Source organism: Planococcus versutus (genome assembly GCF_001186155.3).
Classification (GTDB): Bacteria; Bacillota; Bacilli; order Bacillales_A; family Planococcaceae; genus Planococcus; species Planococcus versutus.
Window position 1 is genome coordinate 467,317 of sequence record NZ_CP016540.2, and the last position, 25,785, is coordinate 493,101.

Genomic DNA, 25,785 nt, shown 5'->3' on the forward strand with positions numbered 1-25,785 from the left:
AATTTATTTTTTGTGCGTTAGCGTATTAACTAACGCTGCAGTGAGTAGCAAACAAGCGCTAAAGACAAATCCTTGATCAGGGTTCAAGGCTAAGGCACCCGTAATACTTGAACCAACAACTACGCCAGCAGAGAAAAAAGCGTAAAAATAACCATAAGATCGTCCTCGAGACAAAGTGTCTGTAGAATCAATTAAAATAGAATTGATGGATGGGAACAATAACGCAAACCCAATTCCATAAATACACATGCTGAGATAAAGTAACGGTTCAGTTAAAACTGCACTTAAAAAGAACAGCGATGCACTCATAACAGCAAAACCTGCGATTAATGTATAAATAGGTTTTGCCATATCGAAAATGCGATTAACAGGCAATAAAAAGACCAGAATTGCCGAAACTCCGAACGTACTTAATAATAAACCACTAAGTTGCGAATCAAAACCAAGTTCTTCAACTTTTAAAGGAAGCATATAAGCAAGTACACCTTGAGAGAACATAAGAAAAAACGCACCTGAAAAAGAGCGTAACAAGCCTTTGTTTTTTAAAATATCAATTAAAGAAACAGTGTTTTTAGCCACTTGCTCTTTTGTAATAGTGGTTTGGCGCAATGCTATAAAAGCTGCAAAACCAACGATGAAAATCAATATGCCAGTTAAAAGCATTGTTTCAGAAACGCTATTGCGACTCGTATAGATAGCTCCATAAGCTGGACCAATAATGGCCGCCAAGCCAATAAAGGCACCCGATAGTGCGGACCCTCTACCTCGTTTTTCTATTTTTGTCCGATTAGCCAAATAAGTAAACGCGGCGGGAACGATGAGTCCAGCTGTCAGACCGTGAAGAAATCGAACAACTAGCAAACTATAGGGACCATCAATCAATGAATAAGAGAACAAAGCAGTACTTGTTGATAAAAGACCAATTACTAAAATTGCAAAAGGACCTTTTCGATCGGAGAAAATTCCTGAGATGATGTTTCCAAATGTATTAGATAACGAATACATGCCTACGGCTAATCCAGCAATAAAAGGACCAGCGCCTAATGATACAGCATATGTACTCATAATCGGGAGTTGGGCAAACAAATCGAAAAAAGAAAAAAAGATAATGATGTAAATGAAAATGCGCAAGACGCTTCCTACTTTCCTTAACAAATTGTAGTTTTCCAGGTTTGTTTACTCTGTGACAGGGGGAAAGACAGCTATAGTTAGATTATACCATCGGAGGTTTAGAGATGAAAAAAGCAATGTTTATATTAAATCCATCTGCTGGAAAAGAACAAGCAGCTGACTACCGAGAACAAGTAGAAAAAACGCTATCTTCTATGGGTTATGAAGTGGATACAAGAGAAACACAAAAACAAAAAGATGCCACTCATTTTGCAGAAGAAGCATGCGAAAAAGAATACGATTTTGTTGTAGCTATGGGTGGAGATGGCACAATTAATGAGGCGGTCTCTGGATTGGCTGAAAAAAAGCACCAGCCTCTATTCTCACTGATTCCACTAGGCACAGTCAACGATTTTGCTCGTGCGTTGGGAATTTCCTTAGATCCTCCAGAAGCAATTGAAGCATTAAAAACCGGTTATGAAAAGCGAGTAGATATAGCTAAGGTTGATAAACATTATTTCATGAATATATTGGCCATTGGTGATATTGCGGAGTCCACTTATGAAGTGGATTCCGAACAAAAAACTAAATTAGGAGCTTTAGCTTATTTTATTGAAGGTGTAAAAGCAATTGCTGCAGAGTCTGAAACTTATTTTGAAGTTGAACATGATCACGGTACGTGGTCTGGAGAAGCCAAGTTGATATTAGCCGCTTTAACCAATTCAGTTGGAGGATTTGAAAAACTAGCACCACAAGCTTTGACAGATGATGGATTGCTCCATCTTTACATTGTGAAAAATGCTGCTTTACCCGCTTTTTTGCGTATTGCGACTTCGGCAATTCGAGGGAAACTAGAAGAAGATCCAGCAGTAGAAGTCGTTCATACCACGAAAGTATCCATTAAAACAAGTGAACCTCTATCTAGTAACATTGATGGCGATGAGGGGTGTACAACACCATTCGTTATAGAAGTATTACCAAAACATATTCGTGCACTAATTCCACCGGAAAAAGCATAATTGCTTCTTTTTTCTATAAAAAGGTGTTTCTAATTGAATAACGAGAAAGACAAAGCAATCCATTTTCCATGACTTGCTTTGTCTTTCTGTTAATATTAAGTTTTATAAAATAAAAATGAAACTTTTATCAAACTAATCGCGTCTAATCTAGTATAATATTGTATTAAAGCACTACTGAAGTCTTAGGGAAATTGAAAACCTTATAGAGCAAATTACATAAAAAAAATACCGAAATAAGAGCTTTACTCTGTTATTCGAAGTTATTTCAGTATATAGTGGAAATAAAGTCGCAAAACTTGTAGAAGAAAGACGGGGAAATGATGAATATTATTACAGCACCTTCCATTCAAGAAACTATTTCTAAAATTTTTATGAATGAAACCGAGAATTTAAACCAAATTGATGGGTTAGACAGATTTTTTGAAGTTGAAACACAGTTAATGTACGAAATTCACCATCTTGAAAAAGAGCGTGCAAAAGAAACACTGAGAGAGTTAATTGACATGCTCTCACTTCGTTCAGAAAAAGACATTATACGATCTATTCGTAATTATTACATCATCCTGTCTTCAGTTATGGCACGTAAACTTTACGAAATGCGCGTACCACCTAAAAAAGCATTCGCGTTCAATTCTGCATGCGTAGAATTGGTCGATAAACATATGAGTGATTCAGAGTTTATGTTTGTAGCAGATGAATTGATTGAGTTTTTCGTCTCGATTATTTCTGAACGTAAGCAACCTTCTTTTGGCCATCAAACTGTAAACAAAGTGGTTATTTACATTAACGATGAAGTTGAACGTGATTTATCAGTTGAAGAAATCGCGAAGCATTTTAGTATTTCAACAAGTCATTTGTCACGAATTTTTAGAGAACATGCAGGAATTACACTTGTCGAATACTTAAACGTTCGTCGAGTAGAAGAGTCGCAATACTATCTTCGTCATTCCGATAAAGGGATTTCGGAAATTTCTAAACAATTCCATTTCTGCAATCAAAGCTATTTCACACGAATCTTTAAAAAATATACAGAAGTTACACCAAAACAATTTCGCGATAGCCAACACATTCCGTATTTCCGGTATACATTACCAAATGCTAAGTAAGAAGAAGAAATTCTTCTTTTTTTCTTTGGGTTTTTTAATAAGACGTTAGCCTACTAAAATGCCGTAATTTCGCCACAAAAATTAAAAATTCCAACAGTGTCTCTTCCATGGATTGAATTTTGTTCAGCTTATCGTTATACTTCAAAGTAGTTAAAAAAGGTGAAGGTGACTAATTTGAAAAAGAAAATTACATTATTGACGATGATGGTACTAGCAGCTATCCTCTTAAGTGGCTGTTCGGCTATAGAAAACCAAGAAGGGTTCTTTTATAACTTCTTTGTGAAGCCATTTGACTTCTCGCTGAATTATTTAGGCGACTTGTTTGGCGGTAGTTATGGTCTTGCTATTGTGGTCATCACTATTATTATTCGTTTGGTCTTAATGCCATTTATGCTGCGGACATATAAACGCCAGCAGGGAATGAAAGTCAAAATGGATGTGATGCGTCCTGAAATGGAAGACATCCAGAAACGTATAAAAGAAACAAAAGACAAAGAAGAACAAATGAAATTGCAACAGGAAATGATGGGACTTTATAAAAAGCATGAAGTAAATCCGTTGAATATGGGCTGTTTACCTGTCGTAATCCAAATGCCAATCATTATGGGTCTTTATTTTGCTATTCTGCACTCACCAGATGTTCAAGCGCATGAATTTTTATGGTTTAGTCTGGGTTCACCAGATGTTATTATGACGTTGATCGCCGGTGCCGTTTATTTCTTCCAAGCCAAAGTATCGCTATGGACAATGCCTGAACAACAACAAAAACAAATGAAACTGTTTGTTTACATTTCACCAATCATGATTATGTTTATTTCGTTTACATCAATGGCGGCTTTACCAGTTTACTGGACAGTCGGAGGGATTCTGTTAATTACCCAAACGTTTATTGGGCGTAAATTCTATTCAAATCATCCAGAAAAAGCACTCGAAGCTGTAGAAGAGAAAAAAGAATAATGGAGAGTGCCGGCAACCAATGCCGGCTTTCTTTTTGGGGAGATTTTAATATGAACTTGAAATTTATACAAGGAGTGGCAATTGCACTTCTGAGTATCACCGCATTGACATTTTTACTATTTGGCTATTTAGAAGTGGCTGTTTTGTTTATGACTTTACTATTCATGCTGACAAATAGCTTTCGCTATCGTCACATGAAAGAAAAAGGAATGCACCGTGAAGCTAAATGGATGCTCGGAATGTCTATTACGTTTGGCGTATTATTCTTTGTTGTTTTAGCAGTTATCCTAGTATGAAATTTAAAAGCGCAATCTCTTTACTGAGATCGTGCTTTTTTTGTATGCGCCTATTTGTCTTTTATACACATATTACTTCACGGTTCGTTAAGGTTATTAAATGCATAAATTCTAGAAGTAGAAATTGTTAACGGAGAATTTCAGTAATAAAAATGGTAGAATAAAAAGGAAATCAATAGAAGGAAGGCATTGTATGAAGTCAGTAGATCGCGCAAAACAAAAAAATAAAAAAATTTATATAAAATGGGTGGGGATTGGTCTGTCAGTAATAATAGCTGCTGTAGCCGCAATGTGGTTTTACATAAATAATTGGGACGTTGAAAAAAGTATGAAATCTTTAGCAGAAGCCATTACAACTGAAGAGTCAATAACAGAAATGCCAAAAGAAGATGCAGAAAAACCAACTGAAAAAAAACCAGTAGAAAAACCAGCAGAAAAACCAGTAGAAAAACCAGTGGAAAAATCGGCGGATGCTACTATTTATTCGGAAAGTGAACTGCCAAAAGAGCCTACTATTATCAAAGGTGTGCTATTGGCTAATAAACAACATCCACTGCCTGCGACTTATGCACCTGGTGAAATACCAGAAGCACGAGCAGCTTTTGAAACGATGAAAGCAGCAGCAGCTAAAGAAGGCATCCATTTAAATGCTTTTAGTACGTATCGTGATTTTGCACGGCAAAAGCAATTATACGAAAATTATGTAGCGAAAGATGGTCAGCAAGCAGCCGATCGATACAGTGCGCGTCCTGGATATTCCGAACATCAAACAGGGCTGACTTTTGATATTGGTGAAGCTGGAAAAGAACAGCATTGGGCATCTTCATCGTTTGGGGATACAGAAGGTGGCAAATGGCTCGCAGCCAACAGTCAAGAGTATGGATTTATTTTGCGTTATCCTAAAGAGAAAGAAAAGATTACCGGTTATATGCATGAATCCTGGCATTTTCGTTATGTTGGAAAAGATATTGCTCTAGAAATTTATAAAAAAGAGATAACACTTGAAGAATATTTGGGTATTTAATTATAAAAAAGCGCCTCCTAAAAAGGGAGACGCTTTTTTATATAGGTTTTGATTAATCAAAAGCAGCTTGTTAAACGATCAAATAGTTTATAAGATAGGTGCGATTAAACGAGCGAGCGATTCTTTTGTTTTAATCATACGTGTACGGTTTAAATACATTTCGTACGTTAACTCAGTTGAAAGTTTCATATCTTGATGGAAAAGTTCTGCAAGATCTGTAGACACCTTTTCATCGTAAATAAATGCATTTACTTCGAAATTCAACTTAAAACTTCTTACGTCAATATTGGCAGTGCCAACAGTAGAGGCTTTATTATCCGTTACAATCATTTTTGTATGTAAAAAGCCGTTATCGTAAATAAAGATACGTGCACCGGCTCTTAGCATTTGGCCCACATAAGAGTAAGTGGCCCAGTAAACAAGGGGATGATCGGGCTTATTTGGAATCATGATTCGCACATCGATGCCTGATAAAGCGGCGATGCGAATAGCATCGTAAAAGGTCGCATCTGGTATAAAGTAAGGGGTTTGAACATAAACGTAATCTTTTGCTAAGTTAATCATTTTCACGTATCCATCTTTAATTTGTTCCCAATCTTCATCAGGGCCGCTAGAAACGATTTGCATAGAGGTATTTCCTTTTGTGGTTCGGGTAGGGAAAAAAGTTTCTTTATACTCAATGTCTTGACTGACAGATGCTTGGTTCCAGTCTCGAATAAAACGTGTCTGTAATGGATTAAGTGCACTACCTTCAACACGCAAGTGAGTGTCGCGCCAGTAGCCAAACTTTCGACTTAACCCAATGTATTCATTGCCCACATTAAATCCACCGATATAGCCAACTTGTCCGTCAATTACAACGAGCTTGCGATGATTGCGGTAATTTAGACGTGGATTAATAATAGGTAAAATAGAAGGGAAAAAAGTTTCCACTTCTCCTCCAGCATCAATTAACTCTTTAAAATGCCGTTTTCTCAAACGTCGAGAACCCATATCGTCGTAAAGTAAACGGACCTTAACGCCTTCTTTTGCTTTTGCAGTTAATGCATTAACAATTTCTGTTCCTAATTCATCTAATCGGAAAATATAATATTGCACATGAATATGATCAGTGGCATTTTGAATGTCTTTAATCAGTGATGCAAATTTTTTCCTTCCATCATTAAAGATTTCGATACTGTTGTCTTCTGTTAGTAAAGCACCGTTATTCCGCAAGTGAAGATAGACCAAATCCGCATAGTTTTTTGTATTAGGATCTACAAATTCAAAATTCTCATCAAGTAGCTCGTTCATTTGATGAGCAATCAAGCTCTCAATCCCAATTTTTTTATTATCTTCCCATTTGAATAATGTCTTTTTTCGTAACTGTCTTCCTAAAAGTAAGTAAATAAAGAAACCAAAGATAGGAATAAAAAATAAGACCAATAGCCATGCCCATGTAGTAGGAGCATCTCGTCTTTCTAAAAATACGAGAGCGGCTGCAAGAAGAATGTTCAATATAAAAATCAACGCAGTAAAGATACTGAGAATGGTTACAGTCATTGGAAGTCTCCTAACTTGAAAATCGAATATATACAAATGATAAAACGTAACTCGTCACAAGTAATAGCGCACTGGAAAATTTTATACTAATTAATCATTGAATGATTTAAAAAATCCAGCCTTATTAAAAAGATAAGGCTGGAGATAGTTAACTTAATCGCTCTTCTTGTTTTAACTGTTCTACAATACCTTCTACTTCAACGCGACTCATTTTTTCTTTTCCGGATTTTAACGCTTTGAGCGTGCTGTGGGCTAATGCCAATGGAACTTTACAGAACATCAAGATGCGTTTGTTTTTAATTGGTTTTACATAAAGGTCAGCTTTTGCTAGATTAGCTTTTGCATAATTGAACATATCTTCACGCGTCCAACCGTCAGGAACAAATGTCACGCCACGCTCAAAATCTTCATCGTAATTTCTGAGCATATTAACGGCTTGCAAACCACGCCCGAAAGCTATCGCGTGTTCTGAATCTGTTTCTGTTCCATCAAACCAACGCCAAATGTCTGACAACATTGTGCCGACAAGACCAGCTACATAATAAGTGTATTCGTCTAAGTCTTCTTTAGTTTGAATTACCCAGTTTTTTTCTACCCATTTGGACATGCCACCAGCCATAATAGCAGTAGATTCCATGACTTTCTCTCTAATGTCTGCAGGGCAAACACTAATCCAATCAGCTAAACGCATCGTGACAGGTGGTAGGAAATCTCGATAAGGTGTGACCAACTCCAAATAGGTCAACTCATTAAAATCGGTTTCTAGCATGTGCTGAATGGTACTTAATAATTTGATTTTGGCTTGGTCTTCTAATTCCGGGTGATCTTCAATTTCATCGATAGCGCGCATGCATAAGTAAGCAGAGCCGACCGTCTTTTTTAAAGTAGGTTCTAAAAAGCTGATTGGGATGAAAAAGGTCCGGCTAGTTTCTTTTAGCATGACCAAGGATTCTTTTTGTAGATTCGAAACTTTGCTCATCTCAATTTCCTCCTGTTGTGATTTGACATTAATTAAAATATGTATGAAAAATCATTTAATTATAAATAGCTTCCTACTAAATATAAACCATCTAGATAAAAAAACAAACGATTACCTTGTAAGCCAATTATTTGAGCAAGAAATAACCCTTTTGAACAGGTGTTACTTGTTCAAAAGGGAAGAGTTATTCTTTATAAAAATGTTGCCAAGCTTCGTGAATGCCGGCAGCATATTCTTTTGTAGCACGATAAACAAATGAATGTTCAGCTTGTTCAAGAAGTTCAGCTTGTGCATTTCCCACGATAACGGATGGAAAACCCATTGTCAGCATTTCGATATCGTTTCCAGAATCACCAGCTACTAATAATTTGGCGTTATTTAATTGGTACTTGTCAAGAATGTATTGAAGCGCTTGTCCTTTGCCGCTTTCCATAGGCAGAATGTCGACATCGCGTCCTCCACTATAAATTAGTTTATGTGGAATCTCTGCTTTCTCGAGCGTTTCACGTAATGTTTCTACTACAGCGGCATCGGTAGCGTAATAAGAGCAGCGGTTTGTAACAGGAAGGTTTTGAGAAGTTAAACCTTGTAGACCATTAGCGATAACTTCTATGTGTTTAGGTACCCATGATTGCTCTAGCCGCTGCTTCCACTCTAAATCTTCTTGTAGTGAATGACCGCTATAAATTGCGGTTCCAACATCTGTAATAAGCACGTCAGGAACCGGTAAGTTTTCTTCTTTAATAAGAGACAAAGCAGATTTGTAATGTCTGCCTGTAATATAAATCAACGACACCTTGTATGTCTGCTCTTTATAAAAATCTAGTAACATCAACAAACTCTCTTTATTGCCGACGAGTGTTCCGTCTAAATCTGTTGCCAATAAGTGAGTTGCTTTTTGCATCGATAATCACCTCATATAATGAACTTATGCGAGAAGAAATCGCATCCCAGTCAAAGTCTTTTTTAGCAATTTTAACAGCTTGTCGACTCAAACGCTCTGCTAACAGCGTATTTGCTGATAAGACGTCCATTGCGATAGCTAAATCAACTTCGCTTTTCGTTTCGACAAGAAGTCCAGAGATGCCGTCTTGTACCACATTTTTTAATCCGCCGACATCTGAAGCGATGACAGGACTCCCGCAAGCTTGTGCTTCGGCGGCAACCATTCCGAACGATTCATAGAAGCTTGGTACAATCGTAGCTGTGGCTGCATTAAATAATAGTGCTAGCTCATCTTGCGTTTGTGGTCCTAAAAATTCGACGCGATCTTCAATGCCTTTAATCGCATCACGCAACTTTTGATCTTTTGGTAATTTTGTTTCCAGATCGATATTTTCAGCATCTCCGCCTGCAATAATCAAACGTGGTGTATGAGTACCATTATTTTTGTTTGTTAACAACTGAAAGGCTTCTAACAAAGTGAAAATACCTTTTGTTACTTCCAATCTTCCAGCAAAGACAAAGAGGGGATGGCCATAACCTAATTTTTTGCGTAAATGCGCTCGATTGCCACGTACTTTAAAGGCTTGGTCTACTCCGATGGGGATAACTTGGATGGGTGAAGGTGAGTCAACAAAAGACTTGATCAATTGTTTTTCGTTTTTAGTAGTAGCCAGTATTTGATTTGTGTCTTTCAAAATGACTCCTTCTGCACTAATCCGGCGCTGATCATGAACGCCTGTTGCGCGCTCTTTTGCCCAAGCAAGTGAATGTGCAGTATGAACATACGGCAGTCCAAATTCTTTTTTTAATTTTTTACCGATTAAACCCGATAGCCAATAGTGAGTATGAACAATATCATAAGAAGCTAGATTTACTGTCTCTTTCAATTCTTGATAAAAAGCAGGAAGCATGGAATACATATCGTCTTTAGAAACAAATCCTTTATGCCCAGCTTCGAGTCTAATGACCCTGCAAGCAACTCCTAATGTTTCGATTTGTGGTTCTGAAGAATCAGACCAGTGAGTGGCGATATCAATTTGCCAACCTTTATTTTCTAGCGCTAGAGCTAATTGCTTTACGTAGTTGTTTTGGCCACCAGCTTGCTGGCCACCGAGCTTCGCTAAAGGATCACCATGATCGGAAATAAATAATGCTTTCTTACTCATTAAAGCTCAACTCCTTTGATGTTACTTTTAGTTTAGAAGACATAGGTCATAACGACTGTTTACCCTTTTTTATCGATTTAGAAACCTTTTACATTCTCTAGCTTCTTTTTTAAAAAAATAAAGAAAAAACAAGACAACTATATTGTCCTGTTTTTATACTACTCAACTTTACTTTGTGTGAACGTATTTTCCGTGATTAGGTACAGCGGTTTGTTGGAAATTTTCTGCTAAGTCAACCAACCCTCTTGCAAGCGCAGCACCCGTCATTGGCTTGCCGTGACCAGTTGCTGCAATAGACGGTTCAAGGTCAGCAAGTTTGCAGATAGACTCCCAAGCTGCACGCCAATCGGTTGTTAAATAAACCGGCGGTCCGTGAATTTCTTTTTTCTGACGCAGAACTTTATAAAGTGAATCTTGCTTTACCGTTACAAAAGCATCCCCAGCAAGTAACAGTCGATCTTGTGATCGAAATAGCGAAATATGTCCTTCTGAATGACCCGGCGTGTGAATCCAATGCCATCCTGGCATGTGTGGAATGCTACCGTCTGATGGTAGTTCATGAATATGAGTAGAAATATCAATAGCTTTAACTGGGAAAACACTCGACATTTTAGCTACTAATCCACCTTCGACAGTATTGTCGGGGTGTGGGTAATCCGTTATGCCTTTTAAATAAGAAAATTCAAGCGGATGTGCATAAACAGGTACTTTACGTTCCGATAAGATATCAATCAAGCTTCCGACATGATCAAAATGACCATGTGTTAATATAACGGACTTTAGCTGATGTTCTGGTCCAAAACGTTTTTCAGCTGCTTTCAGAATTTTAGTTGCAGAATGCGGCATACCGGCATCGATTAAAATCCACTCATTGCTAACAGTGGGATTACCAATAAAAAAAACATTTGCGACTTGTGTGGTATAGCAATACACATCAGGAGCTATTTCACTTCCAAAACCACTCCGAATTGATGTCATAGGTAAAATGCTTTCAGTTGATGAACTCTTTTCCATAAGTCTGACTCCTCCTCTAAATAACTTCGGTTAACTTCTACTATATAACTTTACCCCAAAAATAAAATCTAAATCCAATCTTGTAAGGGAATTCGAGATATGCGTTTGAGTCTCTTCGTGCACTACATTAGAATGAAGATACAAGACTTGTGGAAACTAGGTGGATAAATGAAATCATTATTAATTATTGGTTCGGGAATTTTAGGAGCTTCTGCAGCTTATCATGCAGCAAAGACGGGAGCATCTGTGATCTTAGTAGACCGTGGAGATAAAGGGCAAGCAACGGGAGCGGCAGCAGGCATCGTTTGCCCGTGGATTTCGCAACGGAGAAATAAAGCATGGTATGGACTAGCGAAAAATGGTGCGAAATATTATCCGGAATTGATTTGTGAGCTTGAAGCTTTAGGAGAAACTGATACTGGTTATAAACAAGTAGGCATTGTCAGCATCCATGAAGACAGTAAATTGGACAAAATGGAACAAAAAGCATATGAGCGAAAAGTAGATGCACCCGAAATGGGAGATGTCAAAAGACTATCATCCGAAGAAACACGAAAGTTGTTTCCTTATGCGACAGAACAGTACGGTGCGCTTTGGGTGAGTGGCGCTGCCCGAGTAGATGGCAAAGCCATGCGAGATGCGCTAATTTCAGCGGCTGAAAAATTAGGAGCTAGGCGGATAACAGGCGATGCCCAATTAGTAATTGAAGGTTCTCACGTAGTTGGAGTGAGGGTAAATGAACGGGAAGTAGTTGCAGACCGCATTGTCTCGGCAGGAGGCGCGTGGGCAGCTGAGCTGTTCAAGCCACTGGGGCTAGATTTAGATATTGTGCCTCAAAAAGCACAAATTTTACAGTTGCAAGCGGAAGATCCAGCAACAAGCGATTGGCCGGTTGCGATGGTTCCATATGGTCAATACATCGTACCTTTTGCAAATGGTCGGATTGTTGCTGGAGCTACACATGAAAATGGGGCAGGGTTTGATGAAAAACTAACAGCAGCGGGAATTCATCACATTCTCGATAAAACATTAGAGGCCGCACCCGGGCTTGGCCAAACCGAATTAGTTCAAGCTGTAACAGGATTTCGCCCTGCGACGACAAGTGCGCTACCTTTTATTGGTCAAGTTCCTAATTATCCAAACCTATTTGCAGCAAATGGCTTGGGGGCTTCTGGCCTGACAGCGGGACCTTATTTAGGAAAACAACTAGCCAAATTAGCACTTGGGGAACCTGTGGATATTGATTTGAGTCTTTATCAAGTAGCAGATGCATTCAAGAGCTGAAGAAAGGCGGGAGAATTATGTATTGGTGTAAAATCGCCCGATCAGAAGAAGAGTTCGACGAAATTTCACGCTTAAACTATGAAACCTTTGTAGAAGAAATTCCGCAACACAAGGTAAATAGCAGTGGCATGCGGATTGATCCTTTTCATGAACAAAACACGTATTTGATTGTGTTGGCTGATACACAAGTAGTCGGAATGATTGCGTTGCGTTCTGAACGACCATTTTCTTTAGATCTCAAAATCGGATCGATTGAAGCGTTTTTACCGAATGCTGGAAAGGTTTGCGAGATTCGCTTGCTTGCTGTTCGAAAAGAACATCGCAATGGACGGGTCTTTTTCCTTTTAGCACGAGCCTTGTCTGATTACTGTCTCGAACAAGGTTTTGACTCTGCTGTGATTTCTGGAACAGTCCGCCAGTTAAAACTGTACAAACAACTTGGTTTTCAAGCATTTGCAGAACCAATGGGGACTGGAGAAGCTATATTTGTTCCAATGGTCACGACGCGTCGCCAGTACAATGACTCTGTTGCAGCTAGACTACAAGCAAAACGCCGCTTGTTTTTACCCGGTCCTGTTGCGCTGACGCCAGAATTGGCCAGTCCTTTTCAACAAGCTCCTATATCTCATAGGTCCGCTGCTTTTAACGAAATTCGTCAAGAAGTAGATGGTATGTTAGAAGAAATGACAGGAATGACACCTCTCCTGCTTTCTGGTAGCGGCACACTAGCAAACGAAGCCATGCTCGCACAAATTAAACGACTGCGTGCAAAAGGGCTTATTTTAGTAAATGGAGAGTTTGGCAAACGTTTAGTCGATCAAGCAAAGCGTTTAAACTTGGATTTTGAAGTAATAGAACAAGCATGGGGACAAGGCTTTAAAATCGAAAACATTTCGCTCTACCTAGAATCCGGCAAGTTTGGGTGGTTGCTTATGGTGCATGGTGAAACGTCAACAGGTCAATTAAATGATTTTCAAGAAATCGCCAATATTTGTAAACAGCAAAACACCAACCTATGTTTAGATTGCATCAGTAGTTTTGGTGCGGTGCCGTTGTCGTTAAAAGATGTTTGGCTTGCAACAGCAACAAGTGGCAAAGCATTGGGGACAATGAGTGGCATTGCGCTGGTGTTTGCTCGCCATCCATTAGAACCAGACGCTAGTTTACCAAGCTATTTGGACCTTGGACTTTACGCCACAAGCATTCCGTTTACGTTTCCTGCAAGTTTGTTGGAAAGCTTCCGCCGTGCATTGAAAGTGTATCCTGCAAGGTACGAGCAATTGGACGAGCGTGTAAAAAAACTACAAGAAGATACAAAAGATTGGGCAGTGATAGCACAAGGATATCCGACAGCACGCACGTTTAAAATCGCAGAGGAGATGCCGTTTTTAGTGGAAGATGCACATTTATCAGGATTTGAATTGCATTCGGTCAGTGGCTATTTGAAAGCTCGGGAGTTGTTTCAAGTGTCGTGCATTCAACCAGAGTTTGAAAAAGACTGGCAGCATTTTCTCGAATTTTATACTGGCTATCAACGTTATCATGCAAAAAAAACAGCTCATCACGCTAAGTGATGGGCTTTTGTGATGTTGCAATTTTTTTGTATACTTCTAAAATAAATATTTTATCCGGAACGATTAGCATTGGCGCTATTCATTCTTTTGCAAGCAATGCATGTTTTTCAACAAGTTCTTTACTGGCTGAATCCTCATGAAGTGAAATTTTTATAAAAGAAGAAGTTTAACTGGAAAGCATCTTTATGATGAATTCCAGTTTTTTTAGTGAAATGCATGGCTTTAGACTAGCGCAGCACCAAAATCTATGAACAAATACCTTATTTTTTTGTCTGAATATTTAGATTTAAGGGTACTCCATTACTAAGGACATAGATTTTGTTCAATAGGGAGGAACGAATATGACAGCAACTAAGGTTCACGTGCCATTAAAAAAGCACATTTGGGGCTTGATCATCTTGAATCTTATGGATGGCTTATTAACATATATGGGGCTGTCGTTTGGTGTAATAACTGAACGGAATCCATTGTTAGCGAGTCTTTCTCCGATTGCTCTATTAATGATGAAAATCCTGTTGTCTCTTTGTTTGTTTAGCTTTCTTTTTACTTCTTTAGTAAACGTTCAATCCCGTGTATGGCGCTGTACACTCATTTTGGTAAATGGACTTTACATGTCTATCTTAGTACTTCATTTTTATTGGCTAACTCTTTTCTTAACATAAAAAAACACCGCCAGAAGCGATGCTCATTTTAAGTATACCAATTACGCAGAAACGTTGGCTTTTTTTGGTGTAGCTAAAGTTTTGGTGGAAGCGCCAAATAGTACAATTAACAAGATGCTGGCTATTGCTAGAGCCGCAGATAAATAATAAATTCCGCCTGCTTGCATGGTGAGAAGCGACGTAAAGGCTAAAGGACCGATAATGCGCCCCAAGTTGTCCATCGAGTAAGTCAACCCAGCAGCTGTACCGTACTTGCCTCCCGATTCTTTTGATGTTAGCGACACCAATGCTGTACGAGAAAGGGCGTTTCCGGCAGTAAAGATGCTGAGGGCAACTCCTGCGAAGATCAAACTATTAGTAAAAGGGAGAATAACCAAGCCAAGAGCTGTAACAACTTGTGCTCCCATGATCCATTTTGTTTCAGCACCATCTTTTATGCGGCGTACGACACCACCTTGAATTGCTGCGTCAACAAGTCCGCTGGCAACAAACAAATAACCAAGTTGGAGCGGAGTAATGTTGATTTGATCGATTTGAAATAACTGGAAAGTCGATTCTAATCCTGCTAGTAAAACGGTCACCATAAAAGACATTAAAAACAAATAACGGATTCGGAATTGCCAAAGCGTACTTGATCCTTTTGGCAAAAGAGCTCGTTTTACGGCCTCGCCTTTTCGAATAGGTTCTTTTAGCACAAGACTTGCATAGCCCATTAGTAATAACACCAATAAAGCCGAAGCTGTAAACGGTAAAGATAGTGATACTGAACCGAGTAATCCACCGATTGCCGGACCAAAAATAAAGCCAAGACCAATCGACATGCCAAGAAAACCCATGTATTTATTGCGGTCTTCATTTGATGTAATGTCTGCTACATAACCCGTTACCGCTGTGTAAAGTGCACCAGAGAACAAGCCTCCTACAATACGCGAAACATACAACAGCATTAAATTATTGAGAAATAACGAGAATAAGAAAAAACTTAAACTAAAGCCAGCCAGCCCAATAAGAATGAGTTTTTTACGTCCCATGCTGTCAGAAAGTCTTCCCCATAGCGGTGCAGTAAAAAAAGAAGACAAGGCATAAATGGTGATCAAGCCACCTACATGAATTTCAGCATAGCCTTGCTGTACAATTACTTCCGGTAAAATTGGTATAATAATGCCAAATCCTAAGTAAACAAAAAACTGAACGGACATCAATAGCAGGATGGTTTTTTTCATAATGAAGAATACCTACTTTCTGAAAAGACGATGTCTTCATTTTACCCTTGTTGTTCTTTTAGAACAATACCAATAAAAAAGAGGCCCATTTCAGGTCCTCTTAAGAAAATGATTATTTATTTAATTTAACACGTTGTAGACGTAAGGCGTTCATAACAACTGAGACTGAACTAAATGCCATAGCCGCACCTGCAAGCCAAGGAGCTAACAAACCAGCTGCTGCAATCGGAATGCCGATTGTGTTATAAGCAAGCGCCCAGAATAAGTTCTGCTTAATGTTCCGAACCGTTAATCGACTCATTCGAACGGCGTCAACAACTCTCATCAAGTCTCCCTGCATTAACGTAATGTCTGCAGCTTCCATCGCAATCGCAGTTCCTGTCCCCATCGCCATGCCAACATCGGCACTGGCTAGGGCAGGGGCGTCATTCAAGCCGTCTCCAGCCATTGCAACATGTCTACCTTGAGCTTGAAGTTTGGTAATAACGTCAGCTTTTTCAGTGGGTAACACGCCAGCGAATATTTCTTCAATCCCGACTTGTTTAGCGATTGCCATCGCAGTTTGTTCTTGGTCACCTGTTAACATGACAACATGCAATCCCATATCCTTCATTTCGTGAATTGCTTGCTTAGCGGTTGTTTTCACCGTATCAGCAACAGCAACGAGTCCGCTATAGTGACCATCTACCGAAATAAACATAACGGTTTTTCCATCTTGTTCTAGAGCAACCGCTTGCGCCTCATCAATTACGAGATCGTCCATCAACCGACGGTTCCCCATGACAACTTGACGATTTGCTACAGTTGCACGAATACCATGTCCTGGAACGGCTTCAAAAAAGCTGACAGTCAAATTAGATTCACCATAATCAGAAATGGCTTGCGCGACAGGATGCTCGGATTGATTTTCGGCACTAGCCGCTATATTCTTCAATTCGTCTAAATCGACTCCGTCTGCCGGAACAAAGTCTGTAACGACAGGACGACCGTTGGTGATGGTGCCTGTTTTATCTAATACGATGGTATCGATATGTTTTGTATTCTCAAGAGATTCGGCTGTTTTAAACAACACGCCTTGTTCAGCAGCGCGTCCGGATCCTGCCATGATAGAAGTCGGTGTCGCAAGACCTAACGCACACGGACATGCGATAACGAGAACCGCGATGGTACTTTCAAGAGCAGTCGGGAAGTTTCCTGGAGACACTACGAAATACCAAATGATAAACGTTAACACTGCAATTCCTACAACAATTGGAACGAAGACACTGGAAATTTGATCGGCCAGTCGTTGGATCGGTGCTTTAGAGCCTTGTGCTTGCTCGACGACACGAATAATGTTCGATAAAATTGTATCTTTACCAACTTTATCTGCACGAATATGAAGCGAGCCATTAGAATTGACGGTCGCGGCAAACACTGCATCCCCAGCTTCTTTATCGACCGGTAAACTTTCACCTGTCAGCATGGATTCATCAACTGCTGAGTGTCCTGAAAGAACCGCAGCATCTACTGGAATCGAGGCTCCGGGTTTAATCAGCAAAATATCTCCGGTTTTGACTTCTGAAATCGGCAAGCTGATGAATTCATCGCCACGTTCAACGAGTGCATGTTGAGGTTGTAGTTTCATTAGTTTTTTTATGGCGTCAGAAGAGCGACCTTTGGCTCTTGCTTCAAATACTTTACCTAAAATAATTAAAGTGATTAACACTGCACTGGTTTCAAAATACAAGCCCATAGTGCTTTCTGTGCTCCAATTGGCAAGCACTAAGTAAACACTATAAAAATAAGCTGCCGAAGTTCCGAGTGCCACTAACACATCCATATTGGCGGATTTGTTTTTCAAAGCAAAATAGGCACCTTTATAAAAAGAAGCCCCAATAATAAATTGGACCGGTGTTGCTAACGCCCATTGAACAAGTGGATTCATTAAAATTTCTGGCACATACATCCAAGAAGTAAACGAAAAATGACTAAACATGGTCCATAAGAGCGGGAAGGAAAGTGCTGCAGAAATCCAGAATAGTCGTGTTTTCTTTTTGATTTCTTGTTGTTTGTGATCGGTTGCTGCTTCTCTTTCTTGTTCAAGTACAGCATCATAGCCGAGCGATTGAATACGTTTAACAAAATCTTCTGGTGTCACAGTTCCAGGGCTATACGACACGTGCCCTGTTTCCATTGCCAAATTAACATTGGCCAGCTGAACACCTTCCATTTTGTTTAATACTTTTTCAATACGTGCAGAGCAATTGGCACATGTCATGCCTTGGATAGAGAAGTCAATTTCTTCTTGTTGCACGCCATATCCTAATTGTTCGATTTTTTTCTGTACTTCAGTCATTGATGCTTGCTCATTATCAAATACGACATTAGCTTTTTCTGTAGCAAAGTTAACCGTCGCTTCTTGAACGCCCGGTAATTTTTGTAGTCCTTTTTCTACACGGTTGGCGCACGCTGCGCACGTCATGCCAGTAATCGCTACTTCAGTTTGTTGAGTACTCATCGTATTCCACCTCTTTTTAATGTAAATATACCTATAGGGGGTATGATTTTCTCGAAAAAATAACTGCGTTTCCGCAGCTATTCACTTAATGTGGCAACATCGTATCCTTGATCTTCAATCGCTTCAGCAATTTGACCTACTTCTACAGCAGAAGAATCGTATGCTACATCTACTGAATTATTTTCTAAAGAAACCTTTACTTTTTCGATTCCCGGTAGCGCCATAATGCTATCTTCTACGGATTTCACGCAATGTTGACATGACATGCCACTTACTTGCAAGTTAATTTGTTCTTTCATCAGAAATTCCTCCTTGTTATTTACGCATCATTTTTTGGATGGTAATAAGCAACTCATCTAGCACTTCATCTTCGCCTTTTTCGAGACGGTCTTTGACGCAACCTTTTAAATGGCCTTCTAACAAAACTTTTGTCACGCTGTTTAATGCAGACTGTGTTGCTGCTAATTGTGTAATGATGTCATCACAATAAACATCTTTCTCCACCATACCTTTGATACCGCGTATTTGACCTTCTACACGACTGAGCCGGTTGGTCAAATCTTTTTTAACGGAGAGAGGATGATGGCTTTTTCGAAAACTATTATCTGATATCAAAGTTTCTTCAATTAATTCACTCATCTGAAGATTCTCCCCTCTTATTCTTACTATAGTATACCTCTATAGGGTATGCGAATCAACTGATTTACAATATTGCCGTAATTGTCATCAAATTGATAAGTTTAAAATTACGAAATAATGGTATTATATACATAGACATAGAAAAGTCAATAATCTACTCCTTACTTATGAAACATGAAAAGTTAGCATACGTCGTTAATTAGTAGTTTAAAAAAACAAAGAGGTGATCTGGATGGCGAAAAACGTAGATGTTCGTAGCATTGTTTCAAATTTATCGAAACTTGGAATCCAAGCAAAAATCACAAAATCTCGCGTCGAATTAATAAAAGCAATTGCTTTGCCTCAACCGATTCAAACGCAATCTCAACAATAAAAACTCCGGCTAAAGTGAGCCGGAGTTTTTATTTTTTGTTTTTATCAAACATATAATTTTTATGATGGAACTTCATACTAAAAACAATTCCAAGTGCGAACATATTTCCAATTAACGAGCTACCACCGTAACTGATAAAAGGCAATGGAATTCCGGTGATCGGCAACAACTGGATGGTCATGCCGATGTTTTGAAACACATGAAACGTAATCATCGCAATGATACCTGCACATACATATGTACTAAACATATCTTTAAATTGCAAAGTGATTTTCGTTAAGTGATAGATCAGCATGAAAAACAAAATAATAACGGCGCTTGCCCCAATAAATCCAAAATCCTCTGAGATGACAGTAAAGATAAAGTCAGTATGATTTTCAGGAACATATACTTGTCTTCCTTGATAACCTTTGCCGAATACTTCTCCCGATCCAATGGCATTCATTGCAGCGATTAAATTATAACCGCCTGATGCTGCATAAGAGTATGGATCAAGCCACGTGTAAATCCGTTCGAACATATAAGGTTTTAGCCCAAATGTGTTAGAAAGAAAATCCTGTGCATTAATCGTCATCCACAATAATATAGCGCCAATAACCGCAACTCCACCAAAACTAGGTGCAATGATTTTCCAAGTGATCCCTGATACAACAACTACAGCTAATGTAATAGCGATAAAAACAAGGGCAGTCCCTAAATCGGGCTGTAGCAAGATGAAGCCAAGAGGAATCGCTAAATAAAGGGCGATTTTCCCGAGTAAATAAAAATCGGATTTAATTGACTTGAGCAAGTATTGTTCGTGATGTGAAGAAATCAGTTTTGCTAATGCTAATATATAGAAGGTTTTCATGAACTCAGCGGGCTGTATATTCACAAAAGGTGTGTGAAACCAAGCTTTTGCACCATTAACAGGTGCAGCTATCTGGCCAACGCCATCAGGTGAAACCATCAATAAAAGAAGTAGTAAAATACCGAATCCATATAAATAGTAAGCCATTTTTTTATATTGTTCAGGATCGAAATACATCAAAACGGCAATCATCATGATGGAAATGATATAAAATAAAGCTTGTCTTGGGACAAAATTTGTTAAATATTGTCCAGAAGTTTGAGCTGAGGAAATAGCGACTAAACTGACGATGAAAAATAGAAATAAGATGAAAGCTAGTGGCCAGTCGATTCGGTCCGTAAAGCTTTTGTTAGTTTGCATGTAAGTTCACCTGTGCTTTTTTATTATTATGAGTCGAAAACTATTATAACGTATATAACTATAATGTGCGCATGACAAAAGTAATGACGCATTTGGAGTATGGATGTTTCATGTTTCATCTTTTTAATCGTATAATAGAAAAGGGAATGGAGTGGGGAAATTGGAAAAAAAACCTCTGTACACAGATGCATACATACAGCATTTATATATTTATTTAAACGAATCTGATCAGTTTGCTTTGTTTAGTGGACTAACTTTTGCCCATTTCTTAGATGCGATGAAATTACCTAAAAACCTTTTGTTGTTAAAACACCCTTACGAAGATGCTTCTTTTAATATGCATACTCATATGGAATTTGCAACGCAAGAAGAGTTTGGTCAATTGCGCAAAGCACGTACCAATAAAAAAAGTGAATTTTGTTGGGTCGATTTTAGAAATGAAAAGCAGTTGAATTCGTTGACATCTCAAGAACAAGCTGAACTGCTGTTTATTGGTCATAAAAAAGCACCCGTTAAATCACCGTTTTTCTCAACGCTTCAAAACGAATTTGTTTATTTATCCAGCGAAGAAGAAGAAATCACAAAAATATATTTCCGTAACTTAGTGCGCTTAAATGAACTTGTTGGAAATTACTTTACATATTTAATTCGACGTGAAGAAAATGGACAAAATTTTTGGCGTCGTAAACCGAAAGACGCGATTCCCGAATTACCTGTTGATATTCTTCAGTCTTTAAAAAAGAATTACCGTGAAGGTGTGTTGATCTCACTTGCAGATCCTGAAAAAACAAAAAACACGATTGAATTGCATATTCGCCCAGTCGAAGAAATCGCTTTTCTAGATGAATTTTGGTCTGATATTGAAGAATATACAAAGCAAGGTGTGTCGCGTAAAATCATTTATGATCGCAAACAAAAAACATGGAAATGATACCTGCAAGCAGGTATCATTTTTTTCGGACCAACTGTTAACCTAATTAAAATTATCTCAAACACAAAATGAAAGTAGGGAGTCGCTTGGCTTGGATTTATCTTTTAGTTGCTGGAGTTACAGAAATTGTATGGGCAGTCGGATTAAAATTTGCTGATGGCTTTACGAACTTTTTTCCATCTCTTGTTACCATTATTTTTATCGGCGTCAGCTTTGTATTGTTTGCCACTGCTATAAAAACAATACCGATTGGCACAGCATACGCGGTGTTTACAGGGATTGGTGCTGCAGGAACAGCTGTAGTTGGGATCCTACTGTTTAGTGAAAATGCCAGTGTAGAAAAAATATTCTTTTTACTGTTGTTACTGGTTGGAATTATTGGCTTAAAAGTACTTGATGGAAAAGAAAGCCCTGATAAGGAAGTGGATTCATGATATCCTGGATCCTATTAATTATTGCTGGATTTTTTGAAGTAGCTTTTGTTACAACAATGAAGTTGTCGAAAGGTTTTAAAATAAAGCGATATACGATTTTAACAGTTGTAACGGGAGCACTCAGCTTTTATTTATTGTCTGTGGCGTTAACGACGATTGCGCTTGGTACAGGCTACGCAGTTTGGACCGGCATTGGCGCAGCGGGAAGTGTGTTAATAGGCATGTTTTTCTTTCGTGAAAGCAAACAACCAATGAAAATATTCTTTTTAACATGCATCATCGCGGGAGTAGTCGGTTTGAAAATTTTTGGTAGTTAACGAGAAAAAATTATTAGTCAGTGTAGGTTCATGATAAACTATGCAATATGGATAATGAAATGAGGTTTCTTAAATGAAAAAAAAGATTGGTTTATTATATGGAGGCAAGTCAGCGGAACACGAAGTTTCGCTGTCTACAGCCTTAGCAGTTACAAATGCAATAGATTTTGATGTATATGACGTTTTCCCTATTTATATCACACAAGACGGCGAATGGAGAAAAAATGCCCCTCTTGAAGGACCGGCTAAAACGGTTGAACAGCTTCAACTAACAAGTGAATCATCGAAACCAAATGATATTTCTAGTTTTCTTCCATCACAAAATAATAAAGCATTAGACGTCATCATTCCGTTACTTCACGGACCAAATGGAGAAGACGGTACTGTTCAAGGCTTACTTGAAGTACTGAACATTCCATACGTTGGAAATGGTGTATTAGCCTCTTCAGCTGGCATGGACAAAGTGGTGATGAAGCAATTGTTTGAGCAGGCAGGTTTAAAACAAACGCCTTATGTGTATTTTATAAGAAGAGAGTGGGATCAAAATCAGGATTTCTGGGTAGCGAAAGTAGAAGCAGAACTAGCGTGGCCGGTTTTTGTCAAGCCAGCGAATCTGGGTTCGAGTGTCGGGATCAGCAAAGCGGATAATCGCGAAGAACTTGTTGCAGCAGTAAAAGAAGCGTTGAAATTCGATCGTAAAATTGTTATTGAACAAGGCGTGGTTGCTCGTGAAATCGAAGTGGGTGTTTTAGGAAACGATAATCCAGCTTGTTCAGTAGCTGGTGAAATCAAACCATTAAAAGCTTTTTATGATTACCAAGCAAAATACAAAGATGGCGATACGGCAATGATTATTCCAGCGGAGTTAGACGAAGCAATTTATGCGAACTTAGAAGTAGACGCAAAAAAAGCCTTTAAAATTCTAGATTGTTCAGGGCTTGTCCGTGCAGATTTTTTTGTAACTGAAAACAATGAAATTCTAATTAATGAAGTCAATACATTACCAGGATTCACGCCTTACAGCATGTTTCCACTTCTTTGGGAAAATACAGGAGTGCCCTATCCGGAGCTAATCAAACGACTTATAACATTAGCGATTGAACGACATGAAGAAAAACAATTACTACAAGTTAAAATGGATTGAGTGGAGAAGCCAAATGAAAAAAAAGATTGAACAAGTAGCCAAATGGCTGGATATCAAAACTAACTTAAAAAGCTTTGACGTTACAGGAGTATCGATTAATACGAGAACTCTAAAGCCAGGTGATTTGTTTATTCCTTTTCGTGGAGAAAATGTAAACGGACATAAGTATGTCCGTTCAGCAATTGAGCTAGGTGCAGCAGCTTCACTTTGGCAGCATGACGAACCAGGGGCACCGGACGATTTGCCGCTGTTGTTTGTTGACGACTGTGAAGTGGCTCTACAAGAAATGGCTCGAGCTTATCGCGATGAGCTATCAACGATGGTGATTGGAATTACAGGTTCTAATGGGAAGACTTCAACGAAAGATTTAGTGGCAAGTGTTTTAAAGCCATATGTCAAAGTGCAAAAAACACAAGGCAATTTCAATAATGAACTTGGTTTACCGTTAACAATTTTATCCCTTGAAGAAGATACAAAAGTGGCTGTTTTGGAGATGGGAATGAGCGGGAAAGGGCAAATTGAGTTTTTATCTCAGCTAGCTCGACCTGATTATGCGATTATCACTAATATTGGAGAAGCTCATATGCAAGACCTTGGATCGCGTGAAGCAATTGCACAAGCTAAATTCGAAATTGTTGCAGGTCTTCAGCAACACGGTAAGCTCTTTTATGATGGAGATGAACCACTGTTACTGCCATTCATGGAATCTTTTCCGCAAGGAGTATCTTTTGGATTTGATGACAACAATGAGTTAACAGTAACGGATATTAAAGCGACTGAAACTGGCAGCAGTTTTATGGTAAGTGGCATCATCAATGCGGCATTTACCATTCCAGTATTGGGCGAACATCAAGTGAAAAACACATTAGCTGCTATTTTGGTTGCGCTCGAAGCAGGTTTATCAGAAGATCAAATACGTAAATCGTTAAAAGATGCTGCGTTAACGGATATGCGGATGCAAATGATTCAGGCTGATAATGGAGCCATCTTTATTAACGATGCTTATAATGCGGCGCCTTCATCAATGAAAGCAGCGATGACTTTTATTCGTGAAACAACGATGAAAGAAAAGAAATGGGTAGTGCTTGGAGATATGCTTGAACTCGGAGATGAAGAACAAAGTTACCATGAAGCACTTAGCAGTTGTATTACGGAAAGTTTAGCAGGCGTATGTTTATATGGACCTCGAATGAAATGGCTCTATGATAAGCTGCAAACAGATTATGCAGGTAAGTTGTTATGGAGCGAAGCAGATTACGGTCCGATTATTGATTTGCTAAAACGATATACAAACAAAGACTCGGTTATTTTAGTAAAAGGATCACGAGGAATGGCGTTAGAAAACATTATCGACCCTTTCGTTCGTCAGAACTAAAAACGCTGAATATTGAAGAGAGGGAAGTAATTTGAAGACTGGTGTGCTCTGTATTCATGGATTTACAGGAGGTCCATTCGAAGTAGAACCTCTTACTGACTTCTTAATTGAACAAACAGAATGGCTTGTTGAAATACCGGTACTTCCAGGACATGGTGAAAAACTAGCTTTAAAGAGTATAGTAGCTGAGAGCTGGATGATGGAAGCAGAACTGGCCTTAAAAAGATTAAAAAAGACAGCAGATCGTATTATCATTATTGGGTTTTCAATGGGCGGGTTGATTGCGATGTACTTAGCTATGCGCTATAAAATCGATCGCTTGGTTCTATTAAGTGCTGCTGCAAAATACATCAGTCCAGTGCAAATGTTTAAAGAAGTGCAAGAAGCAGTAAAAGATGCGCTGACAGGGAAAATAGCAAAAAATTCACTTTTTCATCTTTATAAATACAAGCTGACACATACTCCGATTAGTTCGGCTGTTGAATTTCTGCGTGTGGTAAAGATGGTTGAACCTTATTACGATAAAATTAAGGTTCCAGTTTGCATTGTACAAGGCGGTCAAGATGGCATCGTTCCAGCATCTGCTGCAGATTTCATTTATAATCAAATTGGTTCAAGTGATAAAGAAATGATCCATTCGAAAACAGGCAAGCATTTAATCTGTTATAGTGAAGATCGTTTCGTATGGTTTGAAGACGTTTTAAGGTTTATGAGAAAAGGTCTTGAGTAAACTGATTATTAGAACCTTTGTGTATTGATTGCCAAGAAAGAAAAAATATGCTATTCTTTTGAGAGCAATGGATACATTTTTGAAGCACTCTTCCCTGTGAAGAGTATTTTTTTGAGCAAAACGGTTTGTTCTATAGATAGGGCATCAAACACCCGCCGATCAGACCGCTCGGCAAAGCCCGAGCTTTTTCTGTTCACACATCCCCTCTGACTTAAAACTACAGAGTATGAT

General features: G+C 38.7%; 26 protein-coding genes. 15 read left to right on the forward strand and 11 right to left on the reverse strand.

The window, feature by feature from the left end:
- Nucleotides 1-3 precede the first annotated feature (3 nt).
- Entirely contained in the window at nt 4-1,131 is a 1,128-nt protein-coding gene (locus I858_RS02465; protein ID WP_049695020.1) for an MFS transporter, read from the reverse strand.
- Between the two features lie 104 nt (nt 1,132-1,235).
- Here I858_RS02465 and I858_RS02470 point away from each other — a divergent pair, with 104 nt between their 5' ends.
- The 5 genes from I858_RS02470 to I858_RS02490 all read left to right on the forward strand — a co-directional run bounded on the left by I858_RS02470 (nt 1,236) and on the right by I858_RS02490 (nt 5,512).
- Nucleotides 1,236-2,129, forward strand: a complete 894-nt coding sequence (locus I858_RS02470; protein WP_049695021.1) for a diacylglycerol/lipid kinase family protein — start codon at nt 1,236-1,238, stop codon at nt 2,127-2,129.
- 320 nt (nt 2,130-2,449) lie between these two features.
- Complete coding sequence (locus tag I858_RS02475) at nt 2,450-3,235, forward strand: AraC family transcriptional regulator (protein WP_049695056.1); 786 nt, start codon at nt 2,450-2,452, stop codon at nt 3,233-3,235.
- A gap of 174 nt (nt 3,236-3,409) precedes the next feature.
- Nucleotides 3,410-4,192 carry a membrane protein insertase YidC gene (gene yidC, locus I858_RS02480; RefSeq protein ID WP_049695022.1) on the forward strand — a complete coding sequence of 261 codons (783 nt, stop codon included), beginning with the start codon at nt 3,410-3,412 and terminating at the stop codon, nt 4,190-4,192.
- Between the two features lie 50 nt (nt 4,193-4,242).
- Nucleotides 4,243-4,488: a hypothetical protein gene (locus tag I858_RS02485; protein WP_049695057.1), complete on the forward strand. Its 246-nt coding sequence runs from the start codon at nt 4,243-4,245 to the stop codon at nt 4,486-4,488.
- A gap of 193 nt (nt 4,489-4,681) precedes the next feature.
- Nucleotides 4,682-5,512, forward strand: coding sequence for a M15 family metallopeptidase (locus I858_RS02490; RefSeq protein ID WP_049695023.1), 831 nt, complete (start codon nt 4,682-4,684; stop codon nt 5,510-5,512).
- Nucleotides 5,513-5,599: 87 nt separating this feature from the next.
- On the opposite strand, the gene cls is transcribed toward I858_RS02490, so the two are convergent.
- The 5 genes from cls to I858_RS02515 form a co-directional block, all read right to left on the reverse strand.
- Nucleotides 5,600-7,054, reverse strand: a complete 1,455-nt coding sequence (gene cls, locus I858_RS02495; protein ID WP_049695024.1) for a cardiolipin synthase — start codon at nt 7,052-7,054, stop codon at nt 5,600-5,602.
- A gap of 148 nt (nt 7,055-7,202) precedes the next feature.
- Nucleotides 7,203-8,033 carry a squalene/phytoene synthase family protein gene (locus I858_RS02500; protein WP_049695025.1) on the reverse strand — a complete coding sequence of 277 codons (831 nt, stop codon included), beginning with the start codon at nt 8,031-8,033 and terminating at the stop codon, nt 7,203-7,205.
- Nucleotides 8,034-8,217: 184 nt separating this feature from the next.
- Entirely contained in the window at nt 8,218-8,937 is a 720-nt protein-coding gene (locus I858_RS02505) for an HAD-IIB family hydrolase (RefSeq protein ID WP_049695026.1), read from the reverse strand.
- Nucleotides 8,879-10,144, reverse strand: coding sequence for a glycosyltransferase (locus I858_RS02510; RefSeq protein WP_049695027.1), 1,266 nt, complete (start codon nt 10,142-10,144; stop codon nt 8,879-8,881). The genes I858_RS02505 and I858_RS02510 overlap by 59 nt, the downstream gene beginning before the upstream one ends.
- 168 nt (nt 10,145-10,312) lie before the next feature.
- Nucleotides 10,313-11,158: an MBL fold metallo-hydrolase gene (locus I858_RS02515; protein WP_049695028.1), complete on the reverse strand. Its 846-nt coding sequence runs from the start codon at nt 11,156-11,158 to the stop codon at nt 10,313-10,315.
- Nucleotides 11,159-11,326: 168 nt separating this feature from the next.
- On the opposite strand from I858_RS02515, the gene I858_RS02520 reads away from it, so the two are divergent.
- The 3 genes from I858_RS02520 to I858_RS02530 all read left to right on the forward strand — a co-directional run bounded on the left by I858_RS02520 (nt 11,327) and on the right by I858_RS02530 (nt 14,678).
- Nucleotides 11,327-12,442 (forward strand): NAD(P)/FAD-dependent oxidoreductase, encoded by a 1,116-nt coding sequence (locus I858_RS02520; RefSeq protein WP_049695029.1) that lies wholly within the window; start codon nt 11,327-11,329, stop codon nt 12,440-12,442.
- A 17-nt stretch (nt 12,443-12,459) separates the two neighbouring features.
- Nucleotides 12,460-14,016, forward strand: a complete 1,557-nt coding sequence (locus I858_RS02525; RefSeq protein WP_049695030.1) for a GNAT family N-acetyltransferase — start codon at nt 12,460-12,462, stop codon at nt 14,014-14,016.
- Between the two features lie 341 nt (nt 14,017-14,357).
- Nucleotides 14,358-14,678 carry a DUF5658 family protein gene (locus I858_RS02530; protein WP_049695031.1) on the forward strand — a complete coding sequence of 107 codons (321 nt, stop codon included), beginning with the start codon at nt 14,358-14,360 and terminating at the stop codon, nt 14,676-14,678.
- A gap of 41 nt (nt 14,679-14,719) precedes the next feature.
- Here the strand turns inward: I858_RS02530 and I858_RS02535 are convergent, their stop codons facing one another.
- From I858_RS02535 to I858_RS02550, 4 genes are all read right to left on the reverse strand, one after another.
- Nucleotides 14,720-15,901: an MFS transporter gene (locus I858_RS02535; RefSeq protein ID WP_049695032.1), complete on the reverse strand. Its 1,182-nt coding sequence runs from the start codon at nt 15,899-15,901 to the stop codon at nt 14,720-14,722.
- Between the two features lie 112 nt (nt 15,902-16,013).
- Complete coding sequence (locus I858_RS02540) at nt 16,014-18,401, reverse strand: heavy metal translocating P-type ATPase (protein WP_049695033.1); 2,388 nt, start codon at nt 18,399-18,401, stop codon at nt 16,014-16,016.
- A gap of 77 nt (nt 18,402-18,478) precedes the next feature.
- The gene (gene copZ, locus I858_RS02545; protein WP_049695034.1) at nt 18,479-18,700 is read right to left on the reverse strand and encodes a copper chaperone CopZ; all 222 of its coding nucleotides are present in this window, start codon (nt 18,698-18,700) and stop codon (nt 18,479-18,481) included.
- 16 nt (nt 18,701-18,716) lie between these two features.
- Nucleotides 18,717-19,040 carry a metal-sensing transcriptional repressor gene (locus I858_RS02550; protein WP_049695035.1) on the reverse strand — a complete coding sequence of 108 codons (324 nt, stop codon included), beginning with the start codon at nt 19,038-19,040 and terminating at the stop codon, nt 18,717-18,719.
- 232 nt (nt 19,041-19,272) lie between these two features.
- On the opposite strand from I858_RS02550, the gene I858_RS17155 reads away from it, so the two are divergent.
- Nucleotides 19,273-19,413, forward strand: a complete 141-nt coding sequence (locus I858_RS17155) for an Lmo0850 family protein (RefSeq protein ID WP_204249436.1) — start codon at nt 19,273-19,275, stop codon at nt 19,411-19,413.
- A 28-nt stretch (nt 19,414-19,441) separates the two neighbouring features.
- On the opposite strand, the gene I858_RS02555 is transcribed toward I858_RS17155, so the two are convergent.
- Complete coding sequence (locus tag I858_RS02555; protein ID WP_049695036.1) at nt 19,442-20,623, reverse strand: FtsW/RodA/SpoVE family cell cycle protein; 1,182 nt, start codon at nt 20,621-20,623, stop codon at nt 19,442-19,444.
- A 151-nt stretch (nt 20,624-20,774) separates the two neighbouring features.
- Between I858_RS02555 and I858_RS02560 the strand changes: the two genes are divergently transcribed.
- The 6 genes from I858_RS02560 to I858_RS02585 all read left to right on the forward strand — a co-directional run bounded on the left by I858_RS02560 (nt 20,775) and on the right by I858_RS02585 (nt 25,554).
- Entirely contained in the window at nt 20,775-21,554 is a 780-nt protein-coding gene (locus I858_RS02560) for a hypothetical protein (RefSeq protein ID WP_239457210.1), read from the forward strand.
- Nucleotides 21,555-21,640: 86 nt separating this feature from the next.
- Nucleotides 21,641-21,988, forward strand: coding sequence for a DMT family transporter (locus I858_RS02565; RefSeq protein ID WP_049695038.1), 348 nt, complete (start codon nt 21,641-21,643; stop codon nt 21,986-21,988).
- Nucleotides 21,988-22,305 (forward strand): DMT family transporter, encoded by a 318-nt coding sequence (locus I858_RS02570; RefSeq protein ID WP_049695058.1) that lies wholly within the window; start codon nt 21,988-21,990, stop codon nt 22,303-22,305. Before I858_RS02565 ends, I858_RS02570 begins: the two co-directional genes overlap by 1 nt.
- 73 nt (nt 22,306-22,378) lie before the next feature.
- Nucleotides 22,379-23,449, forward strand: a complete 1,071-nt coding sequence (locus I858_RS02575) for a D-alanine--D-alanine ligase (RefSeq protein ID WP_049695039.1) — start codon at nt 22,379-22,381, stop codon at nt 23,447-23,449.
- Between the two features lie 13 nt (nt 23,450-23,462).
- On the forward strand, nt 23,463-24,824 hold the full coding sequence (locus I858_RS02580) for a UDP-N-acetylmuramoyl-tripeptide--D-alanyl-D-alanine ligase (RefSeq protein ID WP_049695040.1): 1,362 nt from the start codon (nt 23,463-23,465) through the stop codon (nt 24,822-24,824).
- Nucleotides 24,825-24,855: 31 nt separating this feature from the next.
- Nucleotides 24,856-25,554 carry an alpha/beta hydrolase gene (locus I858_RS02585; RefSeq protein WP_049695041.1) on the forward strand — a complete coding sequence of 233 codons (699 nt, stop codon included), beginning with the start codon at nt 24,856-24,858 and terminating at the stop codon, nt 25,552-25,554.
- Nucleotides 25,555-25,785 lie beyond the last annotated feature (231 nt).

Excerpts from the sequence above, each read along its gene's own strand:
- I858_RS02470 (WP_049695021.1), top strand. The coding sequence starts at position 1,236 with ATGAAAAAAGCAATGTTTATATTAAATCCATCTGCTGGAAAAGAACAA.
- I858_RS02475 (WP_049695056.1), top strand. The coding sequence starts at position 2,450 with ATGAATATTATTACAGCACCTTCCATTCAAGAAACTATTTCTAAAATT.
- I858_RS02485 (WP_049695057.1), top strand. The coding sequence starts at position 4,243 with ATGAACTTGAAATTTATACAAGGAGTGGCAATTGCACTTCTGAGTATC.
- I858_RS02490 (WP_049695023.1), top strand. The coding sequence starts at position 4,682 with ATGAAGTCAGTAGATCGCGCAAAACAAAAAAATAAAAAAATTTATATA.
- cls (WP_049695024.1), bottom strand. The coding sequence starts at position 7,054 with ATGACTGTAACCATTCTCAGTATCTTTACTGCGTTGATTTTTATATTG.
- I858_RS02500 (WP_049695025.1), bottom strand. The coding sequence starts at position 8,033 with ATGAGCAAAGTTTCGAATCTACAAAAAGAATCCTTGGTCATGCTAAAA.
- I858_RS02505 (WP_049695026.1), bottom strand. The coding sequence starts at position 8,937 with ATGCAAAAAGCAACTCACTTATTGGCAACAGATTTAGACGGAACACTC.
- I858_RS02510 (WP_049695027.1), bottom strand. The coding sequence starts at position 10,144 with ATGAGTAAGAAAGCATTATTTATTTCCGATCATGGTGATCCTTTAGCG.
- I858_RS02515 (WP_049695028.1), bottom strand. The coding sequence starts at position 11,158 with ATGGAAAAGAGTTCATCAACTGAAAGCATTTTACCTATGACATCAATT.
- I858_RS02520 (WP_049695029.1), top strand. The coding sequence starts at position 11,327 with ATGAAATCATTATTAATTATTGGTTCGGGAATTTTAGGAGCTTCTGCA.
- I858_RS02525 (WP_049695030.1), top strand. The coding sequence starts at position 12,460 with ATGTATTGGTGTAAAATCGCCCGATCAGAAGAAGAGTTCGACGAAATT.
- I858_RS02530 (WP_049695031.1), top strand. The coding sequence starts at position 14,358 with ATGACAGCAACTAAGGTTCACGTGCCATTAAAAAAGCACATTTGGGGC.
- I858_RS02535 (WP_049695032.1), bottom strand. The coding sequence starts at position 15,901 with ATGAAAAAAACCATCCTGCTATTGATGTCCGTTCAGTTTTTTGTTTAC.
- I858_RS02540 (WP_049695033.1), bottom strand. The coding sequence starts at position 18,401 with ATGAGTACTCAACAAACTGAAGTAGCGATTACTGGCATGACGTGCGCA.
- copZ (WP_049695034.1), bottom strand. The coding sequence starts at position 18,700 with ATGAAAGAACAAATTAACTTGCAAGTAAGTGGCATGTCATGTCAACAT.
- I858_RS02550 (WP_049695035.1), bottom strand. The coding sequence starts at position 19,040 with ATGAGTGAATTAATTGAAGAAACTTTGATATCAGATAATAGTTTTCGA.
- I858_RS17155 (WP_204249436.1), top strand. The coding sequence starts at position 19,273 with ATGGCGAAAAACGTAGATGTTCGTAGCATTGTTTCAAATTTATCGAAA.
- I858_RS02555 (WP_049695036.1), bottom strand. The coding sequence starts at position 20,623 with ATGCAAACTAACAAAAGCTTTACGGACCGAATCGACTGGCCACTAGCT.
- I858_RS02575 (WP_049695039.1), top strand. The coding sequence starts at position 22,379 with ATGAAAAAAAAGATTGGTTTATTATATGGAGGCAAGTCAGCGGAACAC.
- I858_RS02580 (WP_049695040.1), top strand. The coding sequence starts at position 23,463 with ATGAAAAAAAAGATTGAACAAGTAGCCAAATGGCTGGATATCAAAACT.